General features: G+C 62.7%; 23 protein-coding genes. 10 read left to right on the plus strand and 13 right to left on the minus strand.

Annotated features, from left to right (window positions below):
• Nucleotides 1–319 precede the first annotated feature (319 nt).
• Nucleotides 320–1,471: an MFS transporter gene (locus HX855_RS01440; protein WP_177090144.1), complete on the plus strand. Its 1,152-nt coding sequence runs from the start codon at nucleotides 320–322 to the stop codon at nucleotides 1,469–1,471.
• A 34-nt stretch (nucleotides 1,472–1,505) separates the two neighbouring features.
• Here HX855_RS01440 and HX855_RS01445 read toward each other — a convergent pair whose 3' ends face one another.
• The 7 genes from HX855_RS01445 to HX855_RS01475 form a co-directional block, all read right to left on the minus strand.
• Nucleotides 1,506–2,120: a type III secretion effector protein gene (locus HX855_RS01445; protein ID WP_177090145.1), complete on the minus strand. Its 615-nt coding sequence runs from the start codon at nucleotides 2,118–2,120 to the stop codon at nucleotides 1,506–1,508.
• Nucleotides 2,110–2,457: a hypothetical protein gene (locus tag HX855_RS01450; RefSeq protein ID WP_177090146.1), complete on the minus strand. Its 348-nt coding sequence runs from the start codon at nucleotides 2,455–2,457 to the stop codon at nucleotides 2,110–2,112. Before HX855_RS01450 ends, HX855_RS01445 begins: the two co-directional genes overlap by 11 nt.
• 161 nt (nucleotides 2,458–2,618) lie before the next feature.
• Nucleotides 2,619–2,936, minus strand: a complete 318-nt coding sequence (locus HX855_RS01455) for a hypothetical protein (protein ID WP_177090147.1) — start codon at nucleotides 2,934–2,936, stop codon at nucleotides 2,619–2,621.
• 130 nt (nucleotides 2,937–3,066) lie between these two features.
• On the minus strand, nucleotides 3,067–4,026 hold the full coding sequence (locus tag HX855_RS01460) for a hypothetical protein (RefSeq protein ID WP_177090148.1): 960 nt from the start codon (nucleotides 4,024–4,026) through the stop codon (nucleotides 3,067–3,069).
• A 441-nt stretch (nucleotides 4,027–4,467) separates the two neighbouring features.
• Nucleotides 4,468–6,873: a TonB-dependent receptor gene (locus HX855_RS01465; RefSeq protein ID WP_177090149.1), complete on the minus strand. Its 2,406-nt coding sequence runs from the start codon at nucleotides 6,871–6,873 to the stop codon at nucleotides 4,468–4,470.
• Nucleotides 6,874–6,969: 96 nt separating this feature from the next.
• Nucleotides 6,970–7,944 carry a FecR family protein gene (locus HX855_RS01470; RefSeq protein WP_177090174.1) on the minus strand — a complete coding sequence of 325 codons (975 nt, stop codon included), beginning with the start codon at nucleotides 7,942–7,944 and terminating at the stop codon, nucleotides 6,970–6,972.
• 32 nt (nucleotides 7,945–7,976) lie between these two features.
• Nucleotides 7,977–8,477: a sigma-70 family RNA polymerase sigma factor gene (locus HX855_RS01475; protein ID WP_177090150.1), complete on the minus strand. Its 501-nt coding sequence runs from the start codon at nucleotides 8,475–8,477 to the stop codon at nucleotides 7,977–7,979.
• Nucleotides 8,478–8,660: 183 nt separating this feature from the next.
• On the opposite strand from HX855_RS01475, the gene HX855_RS01480 reads away from it, so the two are divergent.
• Entirely contained in the window at nucleotides 8,661–9,515 is an 855-nt protein-coding gene (locus tag HX855_RS01480; RefSeq protein WP_177090151.1) for a LysR family transcriptional regulator, read from the plus strand.
• 114 nt (nucleotides 9,516–9,629) lie between these two features.
• Here the strand turns inward: HX855_RS01480 and HX855_RS01485 are convergent, their stop codons facing one another.
• The 3 genes from HX855_RS01485 to HX855_RS01495 all read right to left on the minus strand — a co-directional run bounded on the left by HX855_RS01485 (nucleotide 9,630) and on the right by HX855_RS01495 (nucleotide 11,702).
• Complete coding sequence (locus tag HX855_RS01485) at nucleotides 9,630–10,400, minus strand: molybdopterin-dependent oxidoreductase (protein ID WP_177090152.1); 771 nt, start codon at nucleotides 10,398–10,400, stop codon at nucleotides 9,630–9,632.
• Complete coding sequence (locus HX855_RS01490; RefSeq protein WP_177090153.1) at nucleotides 10,393–11,016, minus strand: cytochrome b/b6 domain-containing protein; 624 nt, start codon at nucleotides 11,014–11,016, stop codon at nucleotides 10,393–10,395. Before HX855_RS01490 ends, HX855_RS01485 begins: the two co-directional genes overlap by 8 nt.
• Nucleotides 11,017–11,093: 77 nt before the next feature.
• Nucleotides 11,094–11,702, minus strand: coding sequence for a hypothetical protein (locus HX855_RS01495; RefSeq protein ID WP_177090154.1), 609 nt, complete (start codon nucleotides 11,700–11,702; stop codon nucleotides 11,094–11,096).
• A 240-nt stretch (nucleotides 11,703–11,942) separates the two neighbouring features.
• On the opposite strand from HX855_RS01495, the gene HX855_RS01500 reads away from it, so the two are divergent.
• Both HX855_RS01500 and HX855_RS01505 read left to right on the plus strand, forming a co-directional pair.
• Nucleotides 11,943–12,638: a heavy metal response regulator transcription factor gene (locus HX855_RS01500; RefSeq protein WP_177090155.1), complete on the plus strand. Its 696-nt coding sequence runs from the start codon at nucleotides 11,943–11,945 to the stop codon at nucleotides 12,636–12,638.
• The gene (locus tag HX855_RS01505) at nucleotides 12,611–14,005 is read left to right on the plus strand and encodes a heavy metal sensor histidine kinase (protein WP_177090156.1); all 1,395 of its coding nucleotides are present in this window, start codon (nucleotides 12,611–12,613) and stop codon (nucleotides 14,003–14,005) included. Before HX855_RS01500 ends, HX855_RS01505 begins: the two co-directional genes overlap by 28 nt.
• An 8-nt stretch (nucleotides 14,006–14,013) precedes the next feature.
• On the opposite strand, the gene HX855_RS01510 is transcribed toward HX855_RS01505, so the two are convergent.
• The 3 genes from HX855_RS01510 to HX855_RS01520 form a co-directional block, all read right to left on the minus strand.
• Complete coding sequence (locus tag HX855_RS01510) at nucleotides 14,014–14,877, minus strand: NAD(P)-dependent oxidoreductase (RefSeq protein WP_177090157.1); 864 nt, start codon at nucleotides 14,875–14,877, stop codon at nucleotides 14,014–14,016.
• Between the two features lie 55 nt (nucleotides 14,878–14,932).
• The gene (locus HX855_RS01515) at nucleotides 14,933–15,691 is read right to left on the minus strand and encodes an SDR family oxidoreductase (RefSeq protein WP_177090158.1); all 759 of its coding nucleotides are present in this window, start codon (nucleotides 15,689–15,691) and stop codon (nucleotides 14,933–14,935) included.
• Nucleotides 15,692–15,800: 109 nt separating this feature from the next.
• Nucleotides 15,801–17,549 carry a helix-turn-helix domain-containing protein gene (locus tag HX855_RS01520; protein WP_177090159.1) on the minus strand — a complete coding sequence of 583 codons (1,749 nt, stop codon included), beginning with the start codon at nucleotides 17,547–17,549 and terminating at the stop codon, nucleotides 15,801–15,803.
• A 189-nt stretch (nucleotides 17,550–17,738) separates the two neighbouring features.
• Here HX855_RS01520 and HX855_RS01525 point away from each other — a divergent pair, with 189 nt between their 5' ends.
• From HX855_RS01525 to HX855_RS01550, 6 genes are all read left to right on the plus strand, one after another.
• Entirely contained in the window at nucleotides 17,739–18,338 is a 600-nt protein-coding gene (locus tag HX855_RS01525; RefSeq protein WP_010172856.1) for an amino acid synthesis family protein, read from the plus strand.
• 300 nt (nucleotides 18,339–18,638) lie between these two features.
• Nucleotides 18,639–19,586, plus strand: coding sequence for a flavin reductase family protein (locus tag HX855_RS01530; protein ID WP_177090160.1), 948 nt, complete (start codon nucleotides 18,639–18,641; stop codon nucleotides 19,584–19,586).
• A 22-nt stretch (nucleotides 19,587–19,608) separates the two neighbouring features.
• On the plus strand, nucleotides 19,609–21,120 hold the full coding sequence (locus HX855_RS01535) for an aldehyde dehydrogenase (protein WP_177090161.1): 1,512 nt from the start codon (nucleotides 19,609–19,611) through the stop codon (nucleotides 21,118–21,120).
• A gap of 18 nt (nucleotides 21,121–21,138) precedes the next feature.
• Nucleotides 21,139–22,215: an LLM class flavin-dependent oxidoreductase gene (locus HX855_RS01540; protein ID WP_177090162.1), complete on the plus strand. Its 1,077-nt coding sequence runs from the start codon at nucleotides 21,139–21,141 to the stop codon at nucleotides 22,213–22,215.
• Nucleotides 22,215–23,027 carry an alpha/beta fold hydrolase gene (locus HX855_RS01545; RefSeq protein WP_177090163.1) on the plus strand — a complete coding sequence of 271 codons (813 nt, stop codon included), beginning with the start codon at nucleotides 22,215–22,217 and terminating at the stop codon, nucleotides 23,025–23,027. Before HX855_RS01540 ends, HX855_RS01545 begins: the two co-directional genes overlap by 1 nt.
• Nucleotides 23,020–23,415 carry a carboxymuconolactone decarboxylase family protein gene (locus HX855_RS01550; protein WP_177090164.1) on the plus strand — a complete coding sequence of 132 codons (396 nt, stop codon included), beginning with the start codon at nucleotides 23,020–23,022 and terminating at the stop codon, nucleotides 23,413–23,415. The genes HX855_RS01545 and HX855_RS01550 overlap by 8 nt, the downstream gene beginning before the upstream one ends.
• Nucleotides 23,416–23,542: the final 127 nt, after the last annotated feature.

The following is a 23,542-nucleotide window of genomic DNA, read 5'->3' on the forward strand; positions in this document are numbered from 1 at the left end:
CAGCTCCCACATTGGATTGGGAGAGGATCAGCCTGGAAGGTGGTAATCCGCCGCAAGAAGCCCGGGGTTCGCCAGTTCTCGCGGGGATTACGCACCTTCCAGGCCACCTCGTACATCAAACCACCGCTTGCCCTACACGCTGGTAGTGGCTTGCAGCGCGAATAGCGTTCCATGGTCATGAAAAAATTTGTCACCACCACTGGGCAGATTCACGCCATGGCCCAAGCACACCCACGGAACCCGGCTCGCTCGATACGGCCTGATGTGCAAGGATGTTGCGCTGCACATCGTTCGTTGAACGCAAAACCAAGGATTTTTCATGACCGCCATCAGCACCCCAGCGCCCGTGGTACCCGGGCGGCTGGAACAAATGTCGACCCGCATCGCGTTTTTTATCGCCGGTTTCGGCATCGCTGCCTGGGCACCGCTGGTGCCGTATGCCAAGGCTCGCGCCCAACTCAATGAGGGCACCCTGGGCCTGTTGCTGCTGTGCCTGGGAGTGGGGTCGATGATCGCCATGCCTGTCGCCGGCGCCCTGGCGTCGCGCTACGGGATACGCCGGGTGGCCACCGGCGGGACAATCCTGATCTGCCTGGGCCTGCCGATGCTCGCCACCGTCACCTCGATTCCGCTGCTGATGGCCGCGCTGTTTGTGTTCGGTGCCGGCCTGGGCACGGTGGACTCCACGGTCAACCTGCAAGCGGTGATGGTCGAACGGGCCAGCGGCAAAACCATGATGTCGGGCTTCCACGGCTTGTTCAGCCTGGGCGGGATCGTCGGTGCCGCGGGTGTCAGCGGGCTGCTGGGCTTGGGCTGGTCGCCCTTGCAGGCCACCTTCGCGGTTATCGTCGTCATCGCGGTGGCCTTGCTCAAGGCCGGGCCGCACTTGCTGCCTTATGGCAGTGAAAGCTCAGGGCCCGCCTTTGCCGTGCCCCATGGGGTGGTGCTGTTTATTGGCTGCCTGTGCTGCATTGTGTTCCTCGCCGAAGGCGCGGTGCTGGACTGGAGCGCGGTGTTCCTGAGTGCCGAGCGCGGCCTTGACGAAGCCTATGCGGGCCTTGGCTACGCGGCCTTTGCCTTGACCATGACCGTCGGGCGGCTCACCGGCGACCGGATCGTTCGCCGCCTGGGCGCCACCCGGGTGATCGTCTTCGGCGGTGCCCTGGCGGCGGCCGGTATGCTGTTGGCGACGCTGCTACCCGCCTGGGAAACCGCCCTGCTGGGGTATGCGCTGGTCGGTGCCGGGTGTTCGAACATCGTGCCGGTGCTGTACACCGCGGTCGGCAAGCAGACCGTCATGCCGGAGCACATTGCCGTGCCCGCGATCACCACCCTGGGCTACACCGGCATCCTCGCCGGCCCTGCGGTGATCGGTTTTATCGCCCACGGCAGCAGCCTGAGTACGGCCTTTGTGCTGATTGCGGTGTTGCTGATCGGTGTGGCAATCAGCGGGAAAATACTGCGGGTATGACCGGCAACCCCATAACGCCTCGTACGTCGGGGCGTTACCTGACCTTTTGATGTTCCAGCCAGCGATCAAGGGATTTGTTACTGAGCCAGCCCTCCTGGTGGTGACTGCCAAACATCCGCCGGCCGCCGCCATGGGCACTTTCCAGCGACTGCAACAGCCCGGGGCGGTCCACGATATTTTTTGCCATATACACCTGCTGCTCGTCGTACTTTTTCCGCGCCAGCCCCGTGACCGGGTCCAGAACGGGCTGACCCTGACCGTCGAGCTCGTCCGGGTCCTTGCTCATGGCAACCAGCAACTCGATGTTGACGTAGCCGATGAGCTCGAAAAACCCCTTACGGTCCCGGGACCGGTCGCGCAGTTCGGTAAACATCACCTTGAACACCTGAACCAGCTCGGCGTTGCTCTTGGCATGGAACGGGTCCGGGCTGAAGGCACCGGGATCGCTGTTGCCGAATACCACCCTCTCGGCCTTCGAAAGGCTTTCCCGGGTGATGTAACCCTCCTGATCAGTGATTGCATCGATCAGGCGCGGGCGCTGGGCAAGTGCCCTGGCCAATAAAATCGCGCTGTTGAACGTCGGGTTGTCGCCGAGCTTTTTGCCGGCAATTCGCTGCAGCGAAGACAGCGTCAGTCTGTCACTTGTCATGAAGTTCTTTCAGCGTAGAAAAACTGACTTTCAGCGCTTTCACCAACTCACTGTCCGGCAACTGAAGGTTGGGGTTGGCCTGGCCAGCGCGGGGGACACGCTCATTCTGAAGCGTCAAATGGCGCAGCGAACTCCCAAAGTGACTTTCCCCCCGTAGAGGTCGCCGATAGCCTGAAGACCGAACCGCCGTGACGCCGGGCTGAGGGGTGTCCTGCCAGCCGGTATCACTGGGTTTACTTGCAGCGGCATGGGCTGCACGCGGCGGCTCATGCGGTTCTGCGTCAAACCGGCTAGTTGCACCGGGCTGCAGGCAGACTGACCCGCGATCAATTTTCATGATTTATCTCCACCATTTCCAGATCCACACGTGCCGGGGCATCCCCCTTGGCAACGGCCGTATCGCTCGGGCGATCAACAAGCCAAAGGTGTGTGGTGCCCTGGCGGCTATGGTTCCGCGCGAGGGTGAGCGTTCCCATGACAGCATGTAAAAACGCCCCGTCACTCAGGCCGGGGGCCCGCGGGTTTCTCGCCCCCGAAAAAACGCCTTACCGCGCGGAGCATGGATCCCAGCGTCCCGGGTTCCGATGCCAACACGGCCGTTTCAATGCCCGCCAACTGCTTGTGGAGCAACATGCCTTTGGCAAAATCATCGGCCTGCGGGGCCCGGAATTCTTCCCGGCCGCTGAAGTTTTTCACTCGCTGGGCCTCCACGCCCTCCTCGTAGCCTTGGGCCTGCTGCGTGGGGGCCTCATCCATGCCCCCCGGAAACGATGACCGAAGTTGCGGATTGCGCAATCCAAATGAAGTTGAAGTCATATCCAAGCCCTGGCCAAGATGTGATACGCCTTGTGTGGCAGTGCCACGCAAACGGTTCCGTGAATCTTCAGGCCAGTGCCGGTCGATTCAGGAAAGCGCGCCACGAATGCTCGCGGCGCCGGGGTGTTCCTCAGCCAAAGCGCGACAGCCACTGGAGCGTGGCCTTGGTGATCCTGCCGAAGTCGTTCATTTTTTCAAACAGGTCAGGACGCTGGGTAACCGCCCTCGCTATCTGGATCAGGTTGTTCCTGTCCGCGTCACCCGTCAGTGGCTGGTTTGCCAGGTGCTTCAGGTCGCTGGTCTTTATGGCGCGCTTCCACCAAACACCTTTCAAGGCGTCAAACTGCTCAAGCACCGCTTGGGCCAATTGCCTGTCGTCGTGATAGTTGAATGGGTTTGTGGAGTTGAGCAGCGCAGCAATGTCTCGCCTGTCGATCAACCCATCCATCGCCCCCGTGGTGCGGTTTCGATCCAGGGCTTGCCAGAGCTGCGGACGATTCAGGATTTCCCGCGCAGCGCGAATGTGCTGCTCAAGGCCAGGGTGACGCTTCACATCTTTTTTCGCCAGTTCCTCCAGGCCCTCCCGCGTGACGTATCGCTCGCCCGGCCTGAGGAACTTATCGAAGTAGTTATAAAGCTGCTCGGCCAGTTGGTCGTTGGTCCTCCTCGAGTAGTACGGATCCGGCTGGCCAATGCCTGGGGTACAGAATTCGGGTTCGGGTTTCGGCCGACCGATACCCGGCCTGTACGGGTTGGTCGGGAATGGCCCGGCCCCCGGGCCCGGACGGCAGGTGGCGGGGTCCGGCTTCGGCTGGCCAATGCCCGGACGAAACGGATCGGTCGGGAAAGGCCCGGCACCTGGCCCCGGACGGCAGGCGGCAGGATCCGGCTTCGGCCGGCCTATGCCCGGACGAAACGGGTCGCTCGGGAAAGGTCCGGCGCCTGGGAATGGCCTTACCGGACCGAACCAGTTTTTCATGGCGCTGAAGAAACTCTGCCGACGTGGCAGTGTTGCCGCCGCCAGCACTTCGTTCTGCGTTAACGGCGAAGCACCGCCAAAGTCGCTGGCATTGACCGGGGCTTGCGCCAAACGCTGCGGCCCCTGAAACACCGGGCCAAACGTATTCGGCGGGGTACTGAAACTGACGCCACCTGGCTGCGGCCCAGAGGTTGGGGCGCGCGTCTGGCCGTTGGCCTTGGCCTCGGACGGCGAGCTGTCAGGGGAGGATTGGGAGGCGGGTGAATGGGACACTGATACCGACATATGCATCTCCTGCTCGGCTGGGTTACACGGTTCGCCTCACCCTCCACGGCAGCACGACGATGCAATGATCATCAAGGCGTCCAATTGAAAAATGGGCATCTCCTGTGTGGCCGATCTGTCGAATTCAGTTCCTAGGGGGGCAGAAAATCGTCTTGGCACAAGTAGGAAAAAGATAAAGCACAGCGATCAGGCCCTTGAGTAAGCGCGCCTTCTCGATGAAGAAAAATCGCAGCCCGGGCGGGCTGCGATGCTTGAATCAACGACGGATCAGAAACCGACGCTGGCCTGCACAAAGAACGTGCGTGGTTCGCCCAGGTAAATCCCCGAGTTGTTATCGCTGGAGCGGGTGTAGTGTTCCTGGTTGAACACGTTCTTGACCCCCACGCCCAGTTTCAGGTTCGACAACTGCGCACCGAAGTCATAACCGCTGCGCACGTTGACCGAGACGTAGCCGGGAATGTCCCCGTACTGGCCATCGGCGGTCGGCTGGGTGATATAGGTGGTACCGGTGCCCGGTGCACGCTGGCCGGACTGGGCGTAGACGTCCAGGTTGTGGGTCCAGTGGTTGATGTCGTAGCGCAGCCCCAAGGTGGCCACTTCACGGGAGTACAGCGGCAAGTCACGGCCCTTGAAGGCCACGTCGCCTTCGGAGGTCGCCTTGGTGTAGGTGAAGCCCGCGCTGGCGGTCAGGCCGTCGAGGCGCGGGTCCAGGTTCGACAGGTCGTAATGGGCCGACGCTTCGATCCCTTCGTGCTTGGTGGCGCCAAGGTTGGTCCAGCCCACATCGTTACTGACGTATTGCAACTCGTCCGAGAAGTCGATGTAGAACAGCGTCACTTCGCCGCCCCAGACGTTGTCGTTGTAGCGGGTACCGATTTCGTAGGTCTTGGCTTTTTCCGGGTTCAGACCGTTCGCGGTCTGGTCGCCATTACCGCCCTGGCCCAGCTGGAAATACTGCAGGCTGCCGAAGGATGTTTCGTAGTTGGCGAACAGTTTCCAGGCATCGGAGACGTGGTACATCACGCTCAGGGCTGGCAGCGGTTCGTTGTTGTGGATCTCGCGGCGCTTCTCCTGAACCGTGGCACCGTTCAGGCCCACCACCGGACGGTCGTGCCACTCAGTACGGATCTGCTCAAAGCGGATGCCGGGGGTGACGGTCCATTTGCCGATATCAATCTTGTTGTCGATATAGAACGAGTTGGCCTCGGTACCACCGGTACGGTCCTGGTAAACGTGGCCGTCACTCTGGCCCACGGGCGTCGGCACATTGTTGACCAACGCCAGGCTGGTGGCCTGCTCGTGCATGCCTTCCTTGAGGTAGCGATAACCCACGCTGACTTCCTGGGTGCTCGGCCCCAGGTCAAACACATGGGACACCCGCGGCTCGATGCCGAAGGTGTAGTAGGTGCGCGGGTAGGAACCCAGGGTCTTCAGGTCGCGGTTGGCGATGTTGCTGCCGCGGAAACTGTCGGAGTAGTACGTCAGCACTTCAGCCTGGGTACGGTCGTCGATCTGCCGGATGTACTTGAAGGACATGTCCTTGCGCCGCCCGGTGAAGTTGTCCCAGTCACGCACCGATTGATACGGGTTGGCGTCGTACTGCTTCTGGGTCAGCCCGCCGGGCATGTCGGCGCTGGCGTCGTAATAGTGGAAGTTCAGCGAGAAATCGTCTTGATCGGTCGGCGCCCAGTGGGTCTTGAAGATCACGTCGTCGATGTCGTTGGAGTTGTTGCGGTCGCGGTACCCGTCCCCCTTGGTTCCGGAATACAGCAACGCGGCGCCGATACCGTTGTCGGCGGTGCCGCCGATGAAGGCGTTTTCAATGTGCTTCCAGCCGCCGTGAGCAGCAGTTTCCAGGGTGGTGCCGACTTCACCGGAGAATTTTTCCGGGATGGCACGGGTCACGAAGTTGATCACGCCGCCCACGTTCTGTGGCCCATAACGCACGGAGCCCGCGCCGCGGACCACGTCGATGCTGTCGAGGTTGCCCGAGGAAATCGGTGCCATCGACAACTGGGGCTGGCCGTACGGGGCAAACGCCGCCGGTACGCCATCAATCAATACCGTGGAGCGTGGCGACAGACGCGACGTCAGACCACGCACGCCGACGTTGAGGGAAATATCACTGCCGCCGGTGCCGTTGGCTTCCTGCACCTGCACACCGGGAATGCGCCGCAGCACGTCGCCGACGTTCATCGCGCCCTGCTCCACCATGGCTTCACGGCGCACTACCGTCCGCGCGCCGGGGTGGTTCTGCACCACTTCGGCATTCGCATCGCCCAGCCAGTCGCCGACCACCTTGATGTCGGTGGCGCCCAGCTCCAGCGGCGAACCCGCCTCACCGGTGCCCTTGGCGAGCGGGCGCAAGGTCACGGAGCCGGCATCGATCTGGTAATCCAGGCCGCTGCCTTGCAGCAATTGGCGCAGGGCTTGTTCCGGCGACAGGTTGCCGTCCACGGCCGGGGCTTGTTTGCCGGCGACCATATCGGGGCTGAAGAACACTTGCAGGGACGTTTGCTGGCCCAACTGGCTCAAGGCCGACCCCAGGGACTGGGCCTGGATATGAATCCCGTCGTCAGCATAGGCCGCCGGCAGTGCGGCGCTGACGGCCAATGCCAGGGCCAGAGGTGCCCAACGGGATGATTTATTGTTTTTCACGGCGAGTTTTTTCACGTCGAACGGAGTCCTGTGATCGCAAGAGAGTGCGGCTGTTAATGCAAACCAGTTGCAGTTGCACAAGAAGACGAAGAACTCGGAAAAAACCTGAATTTATCGTGAAATTATTTCCTGGCTACCGTCAGGCAAGGTGCGCAGGGCCACCGGAAGGATGTGCGGCAAGGCCTTGAGCAAGGCGTCGGTATCGGTGCTTTTGAACACGCTGGTCAACCGCAGGTTGCTCACCGCCGGCGTACTGACCCGCAGCGGTTGCTCGCGGTAACGCGACACTTCCCGGGCCACTTCGCCGAGGGTGGCGTTGTTGAACACCAGTTTGCCGGTGCGCCAGGCCGTCAGCTCTGCGGGGTCGACGGCGTAGGCTGCTGCCACCTGGCCCCCGGCATCCACATGGGTGCCCCGGCCGGCCGTGAGCATCACGATCTCATCGGACGAGCGCCCCTGCACCTTGACCGTGCCGGCCTCGACCACCACGCGGGTCTGGTCGTCATCGCGGCGCACGTCAAAACGCGTACCGGTGACCGTCACCTGCCCTGCCCCGGCCGCCACCACAAAGGGCCGGCTGGTGTCGTGCTCGACGCTGAACATCGCCTCGCCCTGCTTGAGATCGATGCCGCGCTGGCCTTTGACATAGTGCACCGCCACCACGCTGCGGCTGTTCAAATCCATCAGCGAACCGTCGGGCAACGCCACCTGGCGGCGCTCCCCCAGGACGGTGCTGAATTCAGCGTTATACGTCGCCGGATGATCCAGGCCACTGAACAAACCAAGGCCCAGGGCCACCGCCAGCACACTGGCCGCCACTGCGTAACGCAGCACGGGCCGGCGCTTTACACGCGGTTCCGGGGCATCGCACAACGCCTGCAAGCGCGCCTTGGGCAACAGGTCGGTGGCGCTCCACAAGCCTTGCAGCACCTCAAATTCATACTGGTGTTCGGCATGCTCCGCACGCCAGGCATCAAAACGCTCGCGTTCTTCGACGCTCAGTTGGCTGTCCTGCACACGCACAAACCATTGCGCCGCCTCATCGCGGGCCGTCGCACTGCCGCAGGCGCACTCACGGGTATCCATCATGGAAGATCCTGTTTCAAACCGGGCATTGGTCATGGGGCCATCGCGTCCAGGCGGTCACGTAGATGCCGCAGGGTGCGGATCATATACTTTTCCACCATGTTTTTAGACAGGCCCAGGCGTTCGGCGATTTCCTGCTGGGTCAGGCCCTCGATTTTCTGCCAGATGAAAATCTTGCGGCAATTGAGCGGCAGCTCGGCCAGCGCCCGCTCGATGGAGTCTGCCAGCTGGATCGCGTGCATGAAATGCTCCGGGTCGCCACTGTGGGGCGCACTCTGATCAAAGGCCTCCAGGGCCATCGCCTCCCGGCGGTCCTCGCGGCGATAGGCGTCAACCGCGATGTTGCGCGCCGTTTGATGCAGATAGGCACGCGGTTGCTCGACCTCCGTGGACGTGGACTCAAGCACCCGCACAAAGGTGTCGTGGGCCAGGTCCTCGGCCTGCTGACGGTTTCTCAGGCGGCGCGTCCAGGTCCCGATCAACTCTTCGTAGTGCTCGAAAAAGCCTGTTCTGCGGGGCGGCTGGGGAGTCATCAAGGGAGCACTGGGGAGGCGGACGTGAATAGTAATGCTTCCTATTAAGCGAGGCAATCATGAAACAGCCCGTTCGCCGCGACAGTTGCCGTGACTGTAACCCCTTCGATTGTTCAAGCGCCGGGGTTGCTGCGGGACGGCCATTGCTGCATCTTCACCGTTCACTTTTGTACGGAAAAAACCATGGAATGGAATGACTTGCGCGTCTTCCTGGCCATCGCACGGGGAGGTTCGCTGGGCGCTGCCGCCAAGCTGCTGGGCGTCAGCCACCCCACCGTGGGGCGCCGCCTTCATGTGCTTGAGCAGGCCGGTGGCGAGGTGTTCTTCCGCCGCACGGCGTCCGGGCTGGTGCTGACCGACAGCGGTGAACGCATTTTCGCACTGGCCGAGGACATGGAGCGCAGCGCGCTGACGATTGAGCGGCGTATCGCGGGCGAAAGCGACCAGCCTGAAGGCCTTTTGCGGATCTCTTCGGCAGACTGGTTCGCCAGTTACGTACTCGGCCCTGTGCTGGGCGAGCTGATCAAGCGTCATCCGTTGATCGTGCCCGAAGTGATTCCGGGGCACCGGTTGTTCGACCTGACACGCCGGGAAGCGGATATTGCCTTTCGGATCGTTCCTTTCACCGAGCCCGACATCGTCCAGCGACGGCTCGTGACCCTGAGCTACGGGCTGTACGCGAGTGCCCGGGCGCCATTCCTGCCGGGCGCCGAGGGTGAAGGCGTCGGCCTGATCACCATGAACACTGCCCAGGCCCATTACCCCGACGTGCTCTGGCTACACGCGCGGTACCCAGGGGCCAGGACCGCGTTCACCAGTAGCAGCCGCACGGTTCAGGCGCAGATGTGCGCGCAGGGACTGGGCGTTGCCGTACTGCCCCGCGCCCTGGGTGATCAATTGCCCGCACTCCAACGGTTAGACACCGACGAGCCACCGCCCGGGCGTGATATCTGGATGGGGTATCACCATGATATGCGGCAGATGGACCGGCTTCGCGCACTCGCCGACCTGGCCGACGAGATGATTGGGCCGGCCTGACCGGCCCGCTCGCGCTTGTCACACCCATTCCGTCGTTTCAGGCTGAGTCAGCCTTCCAACGGGTAGATAGCTATTCTCGATCCAGGGAACTCGTCAACGCGCGCAGTCAAGCCTTCAGATCCCGCTGAACCAGTTGTAGCCCTGGTCTTCCCAATAGCCCCCCGGGTTGTCATTTCCAATGGAAATCTCGACCACATGCTTGGGGTTCTTGAAGCCCAGCTTGGTGGGCACGCGAATTCGCAGCGGATAGCCATACTCCGGCGGCAGTGCGACTTCGCCGTAATCCAGCGCCAGCAGGGTTTGCGGGTGGAGTGCGGTGGGCATGTCCAGGCTGGAGTAATAGCGGTCAGCACACTTGAAGCCCACATACTTGGCGGTGGTGTCCGCGCCGATGTGCTCCAGAAAGGTCTTGAGCGGCACACCGCCCCACTCTCCGATAGCGCTCCAGCCTTCCACGCAGATCAAGCGCGTGATGTCGGTACGTTGCGGCAGCTTGCGCAGCCCTTCCAGGGTCCAGGGCGCTTTGTCCCGGGCCAGGCCAGACACGGCCAGGGAATAACTCGACAGGTCGACTTCAGGAATGTCGTCCTCGCCGTAGAACGCGTTGAAGGGAAATGGCGTGGTCATTTGCGCCTTGCTGAAGGTCGGTGCCAGTTTCTGCCCACTGAACAGCCAGGCCTGAACCCGATCGTTCCAGCGCGACATAGCCCACAGCACCTTGTCCACCTGGTCGCCATCCTGCAAATTGCAACCGGTCAACATGGCCATGGCCCCCACGGTCAAGCCACCGCGCAGGAAGTGCCGACGCTGGATATTCTCCAGCTGACGCTGCTGGGCGGGTTCAAGCCTGATGCGCTGGATCGTGGTTTTTTTGGGTTCATTCATGATCGGGCGTCCCCTTTTCAATCGGCCGTACGCCACCGGTGATCATCGGCAACAAGGTTTTCGGCACCAGCAGCACCAATACCAGGTGCACGACGACAAACGCGCCAATGGCCGTCATCGCGGCAAAATGCACATAGCGCGCACGGTCATAGCCGCCAAACAGCGCGACCAGTTCCTGCAGTTGGATGGGCTTCCAGATCGCCACGCCCGACACCACAACCAACGCCCCCGCCGCCAACACCACCCCATACATCAGGCGCTGTACCGCGTTGTAGACGCCCTTCTCGTGGGCCAGGCGAAAATGCAGCGCATCGCTCAAGTCACGCTTGACCGCCTGCACGGTAACCGGCAGGAAATCGCGCTGGAAGTGGCGGCTGAACAGGCTGTAAAGCACGTAGACCAGGCCGTTGATGACCAACAACCACATAAACGCAAAATGCCAGGCGAGCGAGCCGCCCAACCAGCCACCCACCGTCAACTGAGCGGGGAACCTGAACCCAAACAGCGGCGAGGCGTTGTAGATCGCCCAACCGCTCATGAACATACACACCATACAAAGGGCGTTAAGCCAATGGGTGAGGCGCACAGGCCAGGCATGGATACGACTTCGTTTCATGCTGCTCCCTCTCGCAAAAGCAAGGCGACGCCTGCGAAAACGAGGCCACCGGGCCTCGCTGTCACAGAACCGCCGTTTTACATAGGCGGCTGGAAGCCGTCTTTACCCACCGCTACGCCGCGTGCGCTGCCGTCTTGCGCAGGGAACACGACAATTTTGGCGCCTTTGACCAACTCATCGGCCTTACCCGGCTCGACGTAAGCAATCGGCACATTGGTCGGCACCACCAGCTGTTTCTCACCGCCTTTGTAGTTGACGGTCAGCGTGCGGCCGCTGGCGTTGGACAGCTTGCCCACGGTGCCATTGGTCATGGTGCCCGTCGTGCCATCGGCATTTTGCCAACCGTAATGACCTTCGCCGCTGCCCTTGAGGCTGGACTCGAATACGGTGACCTCCAGCGCCTTGAGCGTGCCATCCGCTTGTGGAATCGCGGCCGAACCGACAAAGCTGTCGGCCTTGATCGAATCGATATCCGCCTTGGACACCCGCACAATACCGGTCTTGTCGGTCAGGCCGATGGTTTGTTGGCCACCGGTACGCGAGGTAAAGGTCAGGGTATTGTTGGCCACACTTTCGACCACGCCCCGCAGCGGTTTGATCACCGGCATATCAGCGGCGGCAGCGACCGCAGCAGCACCGACCATGAGCAAACCAAAGGTGGTGGACAGAGCACGCTTGAGCTTCATGTTGGGAATTCCTCACTGGTTTAAGTGGGTTGATCTTCCAACCCCAGCCGGGCCTCCACGATGACCTGCAGATGACATTTTTGTCATGAGCGGCCCCCGCACCCCGAATGACAAAAATGTAACCCGCTCCCTGACCATAGCTGGTTAAACTTCTTTTCACATTAGACTCGCCGCGATTGGCCATGCGCCCCGAGCCCCAACCGTTTACAGCACCTGGCAGAGAGGCTCGAGCGCACCTGAATGCATATTTTGCTGATTGAAGACGACACGAGTACCGGCGAGTACCTGAAAAAGGGCCTGGGCGAGTCCGGCTATAAAGTCGACTGGACCCAGCACGGCGCCGATGGCCTGCACATGGCGCTGGAAACCGCCTATGACCTGATTGTGCTGGACGTGATGCTGCCGGGCATTGACGGTTTTCAGATCATCGAACTGTTGCGTGCCCGGCAAGACGTCCCGGTGCTGTTCCTGACGGCCCGCGACCAACTGCGCGACCGTATTCGCGGCCTGGAACTGGGGGCCGACGACTACCTGGTCAAGCCCTTTTCCTTTACCGAGCTGTTGTTGCGCATTCGCACCATTCTTCGGCGTGGCGTGGTCCGGGAAATCGATCACTTTCACCTTGCCGACCTGGAGCTGGACCTGGTCCGCCGCCGGGTCACCCGCCAGCAGCAGGTGATCGTCTTGACCAACAAGGAGTTCGCCTTGCTGCATCTGTTCCTGCGCCGGGAAGGCGATGTGCTGTCCCGTGCACAGATCGCTTCGGAGGTCTGGGACATGAATTTCGACAGCGACACCAACGTGGTGGACGTCGCCGTCAAGCGCCTGCGCAGCAAGGTCGACCTGCCCTACCCCGTCAAACTGATCCATACGGTGCGCGGCATCGGCTATGTGTGCGAGGTGCGGCCATGGGGTCCCGACGCCAGCCGTCCCTGACGCTGCGCTCAACGCTGGCGTTCTCGCTGGTGGCCATGCTCGCCGTGGCCGGGGCCGGGTTCTACCTGTACGCGTCCATGCGGGCGTCGGTGCTGATGAACACCGACCACGCGGTGATGGGGCGCCTGGAACACTTTCGCAAACTGCTGCACTACGAACTCGCCCTCGACAAGCTGCGAGACAGCCCGCAGATCTTCAAGAACATGCTCGACAGCGAAGACGACATCTTCATCATCGGCGAGCCCGGCCAGGCGCCCGTGATCATGGTCAACCCACTGGGCGTTGAGCTGCCGGACCTGCCCGTGATCCAACCGGACGCCGCAATGCGCGTTGAAGACTTGCGCAGCGGCATGACCGACGCAGGCGTGCCGCTGCGCGCCGCGACCGTGCAAACCACGTCCGGCGGGCGCGACGTACGGCTCACCGCCGCGCACCTGATGGACAAGGAAATGGCCATGCTCAAGGCCTTTCGCGAGCGCATCTACCTGGCGGTGAGCCTGGCCTTCCTGGTCACCGCCGTGCTCGGCTACATCCTGCTGCGGCGCGGCCTGCGCCCGTTACGCCAGATGGCCGCACACGCGGCGAACATTACGCCTCAGCGGCTCGACAGCCGCATGAACAGCGCCGACACGCCGGTCGAGTTGCAGCAACTGAGCGACGCCTACAACGCCATGCTCGATCGCCTCGCCAACGGCTACCAGCGCCTTGTACAGTTTTCTGCCGACCTGGCGCACGAAATACGCACGCCGGTTGGCTCGTTGATGGGGCATTTCCAAGTGGCTTTGCGCCAGCCACGCACCCCGGACGAGTACCAGACACTGCTGGCCTCGAACCTGGAAGAGCTGGAGCGCATTTCACGGATCGTCGAGAGCATTTTGTTCCTCGCACGGGCTGACGAAGCGCAGGCGATTGTGGAGCGTCAACCGCTGCCCCTGCATGACGAAATCCAGCGCATCTCCGACTACTTCGAGGGCCTGGCCGAGGAGCGCCAGATCACCTTGCGGGCTGAGGGCAATGGCATGGCCAGCGCCGATCCGTTACTGCTGCGCCGCGCATTGAGCAACCTGGTTGCCAATGCCATTCGCTATGCCGACGAAGGCAGTGAGGTGCTGATGCGCGTGGTGGCGAGCAAATCCGGAAGCCGCGTTGATGTGGAAAACCAAGGCCCGGTGCTTGCCGATGAAACCCTGCGCAAGCTGTTCGACCGCTTTTACCGTGGCGACGCCTCCCGGCACCAAAGCTCCGACTCCTACGGCCTTGGCCTGGCGATCGTTGCGGCAATCATGCAACTGCACGGGGGTAAGGTGAGCGTGGAACAGCCGGCGCCTGGGACCATTCGGTTTTCGTTGTTTTTCCCCGCAGGTTGAGCGCCGAGTCACGTCGGGGGCCCGGAGGTGACGATGCTGGAAAACGCCGACCAGTCCTGGCTGCCCAGCCCCTGGGCGATCGCCGTGGTCATTCTTGAGCGCACGATGTCGGCGGCCGGCAGTTGCAAACCCTTGTCACTGCCGGCAGCGATCGCCAGGTCAATGTCTTTAAGCCCCAGGGCCAGGGTGAAGCCCGGCTCGTAGCGCCCCTCCACAATGTTCTGCCCGTAGCGCTGGTAGCTGGGGCAGGCAAAGAGTGTCCGGGTCATGAGCTCCACAAAGGGCGCGGCATCCAGCCCATAGCGCCGGGTGAGCGCCGTTGCCTCGGCGAGGGACTCGATGGCCTGGGTGATCATCATGTTGCCCGCGATTTTCGCAATACTGGCGTAGACCGGACGATGCCCCAGGTGCCAGGTCTTTTTGCCGAGCACATCAAACAGTGGTTGGACGCGGGCAATGGCCGCCTCCGGCCCTGCCGCCAGAATGTTCAGCTCGCCTTTGCCGGCCACCGCGGGCACACCGAACACCGGCGCGGCCACCAGGGCCAGCCCTGACTGATCATGCAGGGTTTGCAGGTGTTCCATGAGCGCGGGCGACAGGGTCGACATCACGACATGGGTGCACTGTTCGGCAGCCCCTTGCAGCGCCCCGGAGGACAACAGCACCTCGTGCACCGCCCGGTCGTCGGCGAGCATGCTGATGACCACCTCCTCCCTGAACGCTGCGGCCGGCGTGTCGAGGCGATAGACCCCCTCGACATTCTCCAGCGCCCCGGCGCTGCGGTTCCACACACTGACGCGGTGGCCCGCGCGCACCAGCAGCGGCAACATGGCCTGCCCCATGCGCCCTGTGCCTATGAATCCGATTCTCATTTTTTCACCCGCTGCGTTGAACGAGACAAACCCCGGGCGCAAACCCGGGTAACCGTCAGATTTGCGAAAGACCGCCGTCGACCATCAGCTCCACGCCGTTGACATACCGGGCGTCTGCCGAGGCCAGGAACAGCGCGGAGGTGGCGATTTCCTCAGGTTCGGCCATGTAACCCAGGGGCACGATGTGCTCTACATGACGTCGGAGTGCGTCGATCTGGCCCGCATCCATCTTCAGGCCGTTATCCATCAACGGGGTTCGGGTGAAGCCGGGGCTCAACACGTTGGCACGAATCTTCCGGCCTTTGAGCTCATTGGCCCAGGTCCGGGCAAATGAACGCACCGCCGCCTTGGAGGCGTTGTAGAGGCTCAGGCCTTCCATGCCGTTGCTGGAGCAAATGGAGGCCGTGAGCACAATCGACGCACCGTCTTTCATCAATGGCAACAGCGTCTGAACCGTGAAAAACACGCCTTTGACGTTAATGTCGAACATCGAGTAGTAGGCCGCCTCAGTGGTTTCGCCCACCGGGTTTTGTTCGCAGATGCCCGCGTTGGCAAACACCGCATCCAGTTGATTGTCCTGTTGTTGAATCAGCGCCTTGAGCGCATCAAGGTCGGCCTGCTTGGCCACATCAGACACGACGGCTACGGCTCTATCCCCCAGTTTGGCCGCCGCGGCGTCCAGCGTTGCCGACGAGCGACCGGTGATGTAGACCCGTTTGGCGCCCTCGGCCACCAATGCCTGCGCAATCGCAAAGCCGATTCCCGTTGAAGCGCCCGTGACGACCGCGACCTGATTGCTGAATTTTCCCGACATCCCTCGACTCCTCACCAGTGCCTTTAGCTGAAGGGCACAGTGTGGGAGTCAACCCGTAACAGCGGCACTGCCAGAACTGTACGTTCCTTGTGCATTTTTGTCGGGGGCTTCAGCTATCAATCACCCGCTGCAAATGAATCGCCAGCTCCGTGGCAAACCGCCGCTCCGGCGTCTCCACATCAATCCCGAACAACTCCTGAATCCGCGCCAGCCGATAGCGCAGCGTCGTCACATGCACCCCCATCGCATCCGCGCACGCCTGGCTGCGGCAGCTTTCCCGTAAATACGCGGTCAGGGTTTCCAGGTAAGGCGTCTGGTGCTTGCGGTCATGGGCCAGCATGGCACCGACGCTGTCATTGACGAAGGTGCGAATGTCTTCCCCGCCCACCGCCGCGACAAAGATCGGAATCGGCCCAAAGTCCTGATCGGAAATCGGCCCGCTGCGCCCGAATGAACGGGCAATCTCGATCAGCCGCCGGCAGCGCTCCCACGCAGCGGGGTAATCCGCCAATGCCCGGCACACCCCACTGGCCAGCAGGATCGGCTCGGCGCCCAGGTAATGCGCCAGGTCATCCGCGATCTGGCGTTTGATTTTGCCCAGGCGTTCACCTTCCGCCGGCACCAGGCACACCAGGCCGTTGTCGACAATGATCACCGTGGCCTGCATCCCCGCCCGCTGCAGGATGCGCGCGACGTTGTGGTGCAGGTTCTTCGCCTCCCGGGCCTTGGTGCCGTAGTCGACGATGATCATCTGCTGCGCGGCATTGAAGCTGATGCCCAGGCGCTGGGCCCGTTGCTGGATGTCATCGGCGTCGCGCCAGCGGCCTTCGAGCACTTCGAACAGCAGCTCGGTCTGGGTACGGGTTTCAAACCGAAAGCGGATAAAGCTGCGCATCATCTGCACGCTCAAGGCGAACTTGGCGCTTTCCAGCATCAGCAAATCCAGTTCGTTGACCGGTGCCGCCACCGGGAACAGCACCAGCGCGCCCACCAGTTCGTGGTCGACCATCAACGGTTCGATCTGCGCCCGCAACGTAAACTGGCGCTGGCCATCGTCAAGGAACAGGTTGACCGTGTTGCGCAGGGCGCTGCGCAAGCTTTCCTGGGCGGCCTTGGTGATCTGCACGCTGAGCACCCCGGCAACTGCGGCCTGCCAGGCGTTGTCATCAAACAACGCGGTATCCGGCGAGCGCCCCGCCACCACCTGGTTGGCGGTGAAGTCCACGGCGATCACCGGGTTGGGCAACTGGTCGCCCACCATCAGCGACAACGACGTCACCGAGCCGCCGCCCAACACGTGCTCCAGCATTGTGGTGTGCACATGCAATGCCTGTTGCAGGCGCTCGGCGGCGCGGCGCTCGGCTTCCAGCTGGCGTTGGCGCTCCACGGCAATGGCGCCCAGGTGGATGATCATGCCGAGGAACACCCGGTCTTCTTCCGACACGTCCATCAGCGTGCGGGAAATCACGCTGAGCACCATGGGCCGGCCATCGAAGTCGGTGCAGTTCATGGGCATCACCATCACCGTGCGGTAATCGCGCTCCAGGGATTCGCGGCGGTAGCCGGGGTACTCGCATTCGCGCACGTCGCGAATAAATACCGCCTCGTTGCGTTGCAGGGCGGTCATCACCGGGCTTGAGGACAGTTCCCAGCAATCCACCAGCGGGCGCTGCACCAGGGTCGGGTCGTGGCGGGCGATGACGTGGCCGAAGCCGGCGTCCATGTCGATGGCCATGATCGAGCTCATGGTCCAGTGGGTGTGGCGGCAACTGGCGTACACCAACTGGTGCAGCATCGACTGCAGATCACCGCCGGAGTTGATCTGACTGGCCACATCGCGCAACGACAGTATCTGCATTTCTCGATTCAAGGCACTCACCCGAACAAGGAGGTCACGGCAGCCACGTTGCCTGCCAGGCCCGCCCGATACTTGCGCCGGTTCAGAGCAATGTCCAGCGGATTTGCACTCCTTAACCACGGAAGACGCTGCTGACCAATGCTCCTAGCCTAAGGCCACAACCAACAGCCACAAGGGCGACGAGTGATCATGAATCTGGAAAATCTGGGCGTCAGGAAGTACTGCACCTTTATCGAAGAAACCTTTATCGAAGGCGGCAAGGACGCCGGCAAACCCATCACCCTGATCGTGGTGGCCGCCGTGTTGAAAAACCCTTGGGCCGGCCAGGGCTTCGTCGAAAACCTGCGCCCCGAGATCCTGCGCCTGGCGCCGGGGCTGGGGTACGAGATGACCCGTCGCCTGATCGCCCTGATGCCCGGCGGCAAGGTCGAAGCTTTCGGCAAGGCGGCGGCGGTTGGGGTCAACGGAGAAATCGAGCACGCCTCGGGCCTGATTCACACCCTGCGCTTTGGCAACCTGTTCCGCGAAGCCGTGGAAGGCACTGCCTACCTGAGCTTCACCAACACCCGCAACGCCCCCGGCGCCCTGCTCTCACTGCCGATGGTGCACAAAAGCGAAACCGGCAAACGCTCGCACTTTCTCACCGCCAACTTCCAGGTCGCCGATGCCCCCGGCCCCGACGAAGTGCTGATCGCCATCGGCGCCAGCGACGGCTCCCGCGCGCACCCACGGATTGCCGACCGCTACCAGGACATGGCGGAGATGGAAGCGGAACAGCCGAAGGACTGACGTTTGACTGAAGAACGACGCTCAATTGTGGCGAGGGAGCTTGCTCCCGCTGGGTCGCGGAGCGGCCCCATGAGTCCCGCCATGGTCCGCCTGGAAGAACCCGATTGCCTTTGTGGGGCTGCTTCGCAGCCCAGCGGGAGCAAGCTCCCTCGCCACAGGGTTGATGTATTTGCCATAGAAATGCAGGAGCACTGCGAAACGAAGCAAAACTTTCACCTTCGTTACCATTTTTCGACGCAAGCCCACGGTTTCCCTTCCCCGTAGGCTGACTTCACACCACAAGAACAAAGGAGTACCCCGATGCCGAGCACCGTGATCAGCGCCAACGTTGCAGCCGTCGATCCGGGCGCCTTGCGCCAGGCCTTCGGCACCTTCGTTACCGGCGTCACCGTCATCACCACCCATGACGCCGACGGCAACCCTCGAGGCATGACCGCCAATTCGTTTACCTCGGTGTCCCTCGACCCGCCGCTGCTGCTGGTGTGCGTGGGCAAGTCCGCCGCCAGCTACACCGCGTTTGCCAACACCGAACAGTTTGCCGTCAACCTGCTGCATGAAGGCCAGGTCGACGTCTCCGGCACCTTCGCCTCCAAGTCGCCGGACAAGTTCCATACCGTCAACCACGACACCGTGCACACCGGCGCGCCGATCCTCACCGACAGCCTGACCTGGTTCGATTGCAGCGTGCATCAGCGCATCGAAGCCGGCGACCACCTGGTGCTGATCGGCCAGGTGCGCGCCTTCGGCACCAGCCCCAAGCTGCCGCTGTGTTTCTGCCGGGGCCGCTACGCCAACATCCAGGACCCGCTGCCGGCCAGCTGGCTGGACTCCCACAAGATGATCATCGGTTACCTGATCGAAGCCGGCGGCGGGATCCTGTTCCGCGCCGACGGCAACGGCGGCTGGACACTGCCGGTGGCCGGCAAGCGCAAGGGCTTTATCGACGCCGGTGACAGCGCGCTGCCGGTGGAGCTGGAATCGACCTTCCTGTACTCGGCGTTCGATGTCGACGACACCGACCCCGGCTACCTGATCTACCGTGCCCAGCTAGGCCCGTTCGACGCCGAACTGCCCGACACCCTGCGCTTCTTCCCACTGGACGACCTGCCCATCGAACAGATGCCGGTCAACGAACTGCGCTCGGTGGTGCGCCGCTATGCACGCGAGCGCCAGAACCAGCAGTTCGGCATCTACACCGGCTCCGCCGCCAGCGGTCGCATCGCGATGCTCGAAAACGCGCCCCTTTGACACGCACCTACAGGACTCTTGCATGAAAACCACGGTCAGCGCCCTTGAAGGCAACCGCCTCAACCTGTTTATCGACGGCCACTTCGTTGCGCCCGCCAGCGAAACCTACGTCGACAGCTTCGACCCCACCACCGGCCAGTCCTGGTACCAGTTCGCCCAGGCCGATGCCGGTGATGTCGCCCGCGCCGTCGCCTCCGCCCACAAGACCTTCAACGACCCGCAGTGGCGCAACATGACGCCCACCGCACGGGGCAAATTGTTGTACCGCCTGGCCCAACTGGTGGCCGAGCACGCCGAAGAACTGGCCCTGCTGGAAACCCGCGACAACGGCAAGCTGCTGCGGGAAATGCGCGCCCAGATGAGCGCCCTGCCCGATGCCTACATCTACTTCGCCGGCATGGCCGACAAGCTGCAAGGCGAGGTAATCCCGGTCAACAAGCTCAACCAGCTCAACTACAGCAGCCGTGAGCCGTTGGGCGTGGTCGGCATGATCACCCCGTGGAACTCACCGCTGATGCTGCTCACCGGCACCCTCGCGCCGTGCCTGGCCATCGGCAACACCGTGGTGATCAAGCCCTCGGAACATGCCAGCGCCTCCACCCTGGCCCTGGCCGAACTGATCGTCGAAGCCGGCTTCCCGGCAGGTGTGGTCAACGTGGTCACCGGCAACGGCGCCGTCACCGGCGACGCCCTGACCCGCCACCCGGACATCGCCAAATACGTGTTCACCGGCAGCACCGACACCGGCCGTCGCATTGCCGGCAACGCCGCCAATAACCTGGTGCCGTGCCAGATGGAACTGGGCGGCAAGTCGCCCCACGTGGTGTTCGCCGACGTGGATATCGAGAAGGCCGTGAATGGCGTGGTTTCCGGGATTTTCGCCGCCGCCGGGCAAAGCTGCGTGGCCGGTTCGCGCTGCTTCGTCGAGGCGCCGATCTACGCCCAATTCGTCGAGGCCCTGGTCGCCCGCACCCAACAGATCACCGTCGGCCACCCGATGGAAGAACACACCGACATCGGCCCGCTGGCCCTGCAAGCCCAATTGCAAAAGCTCGAAGGCTATATCGCCAGCGGTGCCAAACAAGGCGCGCAGATCGCCGTCGGCGGCAAGCGTCCCAACGCCGCCAACCTGTCCGAGGGCTGGTACTTCGAACCCACGGTCATGGCCAATGCCACCAATGACATGCCGTTCATGCGCGACGAATTGTTCGGCCCGGTGGTGGGCGTAATGCCCTTCACCACCGAAGCGCAAATGCTCAGCCTGGCCAACGACACCCACTACGGCCTGGCCTCGGGCATCTGGACCCAGAACATCGACCGCGCCCTGCGATTTGCCAACCGCATCGACGCCGGCACGGTGTGGATCAACACCTACCGCAGCTCGGCCTACATGTCCGCCAACGGCGGCTTCAAACACAGCGGTTATGGCCGTCGTGGCGGCTTTGACGTGATGCGCGAGTTTTCCCGGGCCAAGAACGTGGTCATCGATTACTCCGGCGAAATGCAAGACCCCTTCGTCATTCGCCTGCGCTGATTATTCAAGGAGCACCTTATGAAATTCGCCGTATCCCTGAGCATGGAACGCTTCTCGCCGGACGTGCCGATGCAGACCGTCATGGCCAACCTGCTGGAATTGGCAAAGATCGCCGATGCCGGCGGCTTTGAAACCCTGTGGACCTCCGAACACCACACCCTGGAATGCACCATCGCGCCCAACCCGTTCCAGACCCTGACCTGGCTCGGCCAACACACCGAACGCATCCGCCTGGGCACCGCGACCCTCGCTGCCGCCTACTGGCATCCGATCCGCCTGGCGGGCGAAGCCGCGCTGTGTGATCACCTGACCCACGGCCGCCTGGAATTCGGGATTGCCCGGGGCTCCTACCAGTACGAATTCGACCGCATGACCCCAGGCCTGCAACAGCAGGAAGGCGTGGGCTACATGAAGGAACTGGTGCCCGCGGTACAAAAACTCTGGACCGGCGACTACGCCCACGACGGCCACTACTGGAAATTCCCGCAGACCGCCGCCGTGCCCAAGCCACTGCAGAAAGGCCACCCGCCGATCTGGGTGGCCGCACGGGACCCGGGCACGTTTGATTGGGCGGTGAGCATCGGCGCCAACATCCTGTCCACCCCGCTGTCGCTGCCGGCGGCGGAAATCGCCGTACTGGGCGAGAAATTCAACAAGGCTGTGGCCGACAACCCCCATGTGCCACGCCCGCGCTTCATGATGCAGCGCCGCACCTGCGTGTACGCCAATGCCAACGACTGGGAACTGCCGGTCAAGCACAGCATGGACTTTGGCCGCGCCTTCGAAAACCTGATGCAGAACATCGGCACCGTGCACAACGGTTTCCCCGAGCCGGTGCCGTTTGAAAGCGTGCGCGGCAAAGACAACTACAACCCGGAAAACCTGCGGCGCAACCTGATGTTCGGCACCCCGGAGGAGATCATCGAAAAACTGCTCGACTACGAAGCCGCCGGCGTCGACCAGTATTGCCTGGGCCTGACCTTCAACCTGCCGTTCGAACTGCAGAGGCAGACCCTGCGCCTGTTCATCGACGAAGTGATGCCGTTCTTCGCCGAGCGCGAGCGCGCCAAACAACGCAACACGGCCCGCGCGTGATGGGCCAGGCGCAACGTTTCAGCGTGGCCAACGTCACGCTCAACTACCGCCTGGACGGGCATGGCCCGCGCCCGCTGGTGTGCATCCACGGCGTGGGCTCCAGCCTTGAGGCGTGGGCCGAGACCGTGGCCGGTTTGCAAGAGCAGTTCACCGTGCTGACCTTCGACCTGCGCGGCCACGGCCAGTCGTCCCGTACACCTGGGCGTTATGAGATTGATCACCTGGTGGGCGAGGCCCTGGCCTTGGCGGATCACGTGGGCTTCACGCAGTTCGACCTGGCCGGGTTCTCGTTGGGCGGGCTGATTGCCCAGCGCATGGCCCTGACCCATCCGGCGCGGGTGCGGCGGTTGGTGCTGCTGTCCACCGTGGCCGGGCGTAACGCCGAGGAACGCGAGCGCGTGCAGGCTCGCCTCGCCGCCTTGCAGGCCGGCGAACCGGTGGCCCATTACGAGGCGTCGCTGTCGCGCTGGCTGACCGAGGACTTTCAGGCACGCCATCCCGAGGCCGTCACCCGCCTGCGCCAGCTGAATGCCGAGAATGACCCCGGCTGTTATGCCGCGGCGTATCGCATCCTGGCCGAGTCGGATTTCGGCGAGCAACTGTCACGGATCCACTGCCCCACCCTGATTGCCACCGGTGCCGACGATGCCGGCTCCAACCCGCGCATGGCCGCGTTCATGCACGCGCGCATCGAGGGTTCCCAGCTGCAGATTCTGCCGGGGCTGCGCCATTGCATCCTGATCGAGGCGCCGCAACAGGTGGCCGCCCTGATACGTGATTTTCTAACCGATTCGGAGACCCACCATGGATAAATCACTGCAGGCCCAGGGCGAAAGCGTTCGCCGCCAGGTCTTGGGCGATACCTACGTCGACCAGGCCCTGGGCCGCGCCGACGACTTCTCCCGGCCCTTCCAGGCGGTGCTCAACGAGTACTGCTGGGGCATGGTCTGGACCGACGACAGCCTGGACCTCAAGCAACGCAGCCTGCTCAACCTCGGCATGCTCGCGGCGCTGGGGCGCATGGACGAATTCGCCACGCATTTCTGCGGCGCGATCCGCAACGGCCTGAGTGACGACGAATTGCGCGCCGCCCTGGTGCAAATCGCGGTGTACTGCGGTGTGCCGGCGGGTGTCGAGGCGTTTCGCGTGGCCCGTAAAGCCCGGGAAAGCATGGCTCCATCGGATACAACGACCGGTTGACGCCCAACCCTTGCACTCGCCACACCGCTCATGCTGTAAGTGCCTTGGCACCCCAACAAGAAATTTTTGCGACTGCACCTTGCGTCGTCATAGCACGAAGATTTTTAACTGCCAGTAGCCCAAAAAT

Origin of the sequence: Pseudomonas sp. IPO3778 (genome assembly GCF_013386825.1) — a bacterium.
In the GTDB taxonomy this organism is placed as follows: Bacteria; Pseudomonadota; Gammaproteobacteria; order Pseudomonadales; family Pseudomonadaceae; genus Aquipseudomonas.